This window comes from Pseudomonas sp. GZD-209, from assembly GCF_049310485.1.
In the GTDB taxonomy this organism is placed as follows: domain Bacteria; phylum Pseudomonadota; class Gammaproteobacteria; order Pseudomonadales; family Pseudomonadaceae; genus Aquipseudomonas; species Aquipseudomonas sichuanensis.
In genome coordinates, this window is sequence record NZ_JBMOWQ010000212.1 from 1 (window position 1) to 2,695 (window position 2,695).

Below are 2,695 nucleotides of genomic sequence, written 5' to 3' on the forward strand. Positions count from 1 at the left end.
CACCCCCCCCCCCCCCCCCCTCACCCCCCCCCCCCCCCCCCCCCCCCCCCCCCCCCCCCCCCCCCCCCCCCCCCCCCCCCCGCTCCCACAGGCTACAAGGCGCTCTTAGGGCTTGGCCACGTGCCAGACATCCTTCATGCCATCGCCGGTCATGTCCCCGGCTTTCTTGTCCTTGACGAAGGTGTACAGCGGCTTGCCATCGTAAGCCCACTGCATCGAACCGTCGTCACGCTTGATCTGCGCCCACTTGCCTTCGGCTTTTTCGCCGGCCGTGACCTTCAACGGCGGCCAGTTGGTCGCGCAATCACCGTTGCACATCGACTTGCCGCCTGCATCCTTGTCGAAGGTGTACAGGGTCATGCCGTTGTGATCGACCCACATGCCATCCTTCTCCATGGCGTGATGAGCCGACGCCACCCCCGGCACTGCCAGCGCAGCGCAAAGGGCCATCCAGCTCAGCGTATGTCGTGTCATTGGAATCACCATCGTTTCGGGGGGTGGAAAGGTTCTGGTAGCCGCTGCAGCGGCCCTGTGAAGCCTAGCCCAGTCATGCAATGTCGCCAGAACTGCCCATGCCCTGTCACACAGCTGCAATAATTCCGTTATCTAATGCGGGCCAAGACACCGTTCCCGGGAGAGGTAATTGAGCATGGTTGGCAGAAACATTCTGATCGTCGACGACGAAGCGCCTATCCGCGAGATGATCGCCGTTGCATTGGAAATGGCTGGCTATGACTGCCTTGAGGCGGAGAACTCGCAACAGGCCCATGCCATCATCGTCGACCGCAAGCCGGACCTGATCCTGCTCGACTGGATGCTGCCGGGCACCTCGGGCATCGAACTGGCACGCCGTCTCAAGCGCGACGAACTGACCGGCGACATCCCGATCATCATGCTCACCGCCAAGGGCGAAGAGGACAACAAGATCCAGGGCCTCGAAGTCGGCGCCGACGACTACATCACCAAGCCGTTCTCGCCGCGCGAGCTGGTGGCGCGCCTCAAGGCCGTGCTGCGCCGCACCGGCCCGAGCGACAGCGAAGCCCCCATCGAAGTCGGCGGCCTGCTGCTCGACCCGATCAGCCACCGCGTGACCATCGACGGCAGGCCTGCCGAGATGGGCCCCACCGAATACCGCCTGCTGCAGTTCTTCATGACCCACCAGGAGCGCGCCTACACCCGCGGCCAGCTGCTCGACCAGGTCTGGGGCGGTAATGTCTATGTCGAGGAGCGCACGGTCGACGTGCACATCCGCCGCCTGCGCAAGGCGCTGGGTGAAGCCTACGAAAATCTGGTACAAACCGTCCGCGGCACTGGCTATCGGTTCTCGACCAAGAGCTGATCGAAGCCCAGACGCCCGCAGTACAAGGACTGTCAATTGAACCAGAACTGGCACGCAACCCTGATTCGCCACATGTTGCTGCTGATCACCGTCTGCCTGATCGGCGGCCTGATCAGCGGTTTCTACGGCTGGAGCCTGGCCATCGGCCTGGCGTTCTACCTGGGCTGGACGCTCAAGCAGCTGCTGCGCCTGCACGACTGGCTGCGCCACCACCAGCCCGATGAGGCACCGCCAGACGGCTATGGCCTGTGGGGCGAGGTGTTCGACAGCATCTATCACCTGCAGCGCCGCGACCAGCGCGTGCGTGGCCGCCTGCAGGCGGTGATCGACCGGGTGCAGGAGTCCACCGCCGCACTGCGTGACGCGGTGATCATGCTCGACAGCGAAGGCAACCTGGAGTGGTGGAACCGCGCTGCCGAAACCCTGCTGGGCTTCAAGACCCCGCAGGACGGCGGCCAACCGGTGACCAACCTGGTGCGCCACCCGCGCTTCAAGGAATACTTCGAAGCGGAAAACTATGCCGAACCGCTCGAGATCCCCTCACCGATCAACGACCGCCTGCGCGTGCAGCTGCAACTCACCCGCTACGGCAACAACGAGCACCTGATGCTGGTACGCGACGTGACCCGCATTCATCAGCTCGAACAGATGCGCAAGGACTTCGTCGCCAATGTCAGCCACGAGCTGCGCACGCCGCTGACGGTGATCACCGGCTACCTGGAAACCCTGCTGGACAACGTCGAAGGCGTGAACCCGCGCTGGGGCCGTGCGCTGCAACAGATGAGCGCGCAAGGCTCGCGCATGCAGACCCTGCTCAACGACCTGCTGCTGCTGGCCAAGCTCGAAGCCACCGACTACCCCTCGGACAACCAGCCGGTGCTGGTCGACGCCCTGCTCACGGCCATCAACAACGATGCCCAGGCGCTGTCCGGCCCGCGCAACCAGCGCATCACCCTGGAGGCCGCACCCGGCATCCGCTTGAAGGGCAGCGAGTCGGAACTGCGCAGCGCGTTCTCCAACCTGGTGTTCAACGCCGTCAAGTACACCCAGGATGAGGGCACCATCCGCATTCGCTGGTGGGCCGATGACCAAGGCGCGCACCTGTCGGTGCAGGACTCGGGCGTCGGCATCGAGGCCAAGCACCTGCCGCGCCTGACCGAACGCTTCTACCGCGTCGACTCCAGCCGCGCCTCCAACACCGGCGGCACCGGGTTGGGCCTGGCGATCGTCAAGCATGTGCTGATGCGCCATCGCGGGCGCCTGGAAATCAGCAGCGTGCCGGGGCATGGCAGCACCTTCACCTGTCATTTTGCGCCGGCACAATTGGTCGCGAACAAGGGTTGATCCCTCGCGGGG

3 protein-coding genes are annotated in these 2,695 nt (G+C 64.7%); 2 read left to right on the forward strand and 1 reads right to left on the reverse strand.

Annotation, left to right across the window (positions count from 1 at the left end; all coding sequences use genetic code 11):
- Nucleotides 1-105: 105 nt before the first annotated feature.
- Nucleotides 106-474, reverse strand: coding sequence for a hypothetical protein (locus tag ACO6VM_RS21955; protein ID WP_401055882.1), 369 nt, complete (start codon nucleotides 472-474; stop codon nucleotides 106-108).
- A 175-nt stretch (nucleotides 475-649) separates the two neighbouring features.
- Here ACO6VM_RS21955 and phoB point away from each other — a divergent pair, with 175 nt between their 5' ends.
- Together phoB and phoR are read left to right on the forward strand one after the other, a co-directional pair.
- Nucleotides 650-1,339 (forward strand): phosphate regulon transcriptional regulator PhoB, encoded by a 690-nt coding sequence (gene phoB, locus ACO6VM_RS21960; protein ID WP_011536427.1) that lies wholly within the window; start codon nucleotides 650-652, stop codon nucleotides 1,337-1,339.
- Between the two features lie 72 nt (nucleotides 1,340-1,411).
- Nucleotides 1,412-2,683, forward strand: a complete 1,272-nt coding sequence (phoR, locus tag ACO6VM_RS21965; RefSeq protein WP_258646724.1) for a phosphate regulon sensor histidine kinase PhoR — start codon at nucleotides 1,412-1,414, stop codon at nucleotides 2,681-2,683.
- The last annotated feature ends 12 nt before the right edge of the window (nucleotides 2,684-2,695 follow it).

Excerpts from the sequence above, each read along its gene's own strand:
- phoB (WP_011536427.1), top strand. The coding sequence starts at position 650 with ATGGTTGGCAGAAACATTCTGATCGTCGACGACGAAGCGCCTATCCGC.
- phoR (WP_258646724.1), top strand. The coding sequence starts at position 1,412 with ATGTTGCTGCTGATCACCGTCTGCCTGATCGGCGGCCTGATCAGCGGT.
- ACO6VM_RS21955 (WP_401055882.1), bottom strand. The coding sequence starts at position 474 with ATGACACGACATACGCTGAGCTGGATGGCCCTTTGCGCTGCGCTGGCA.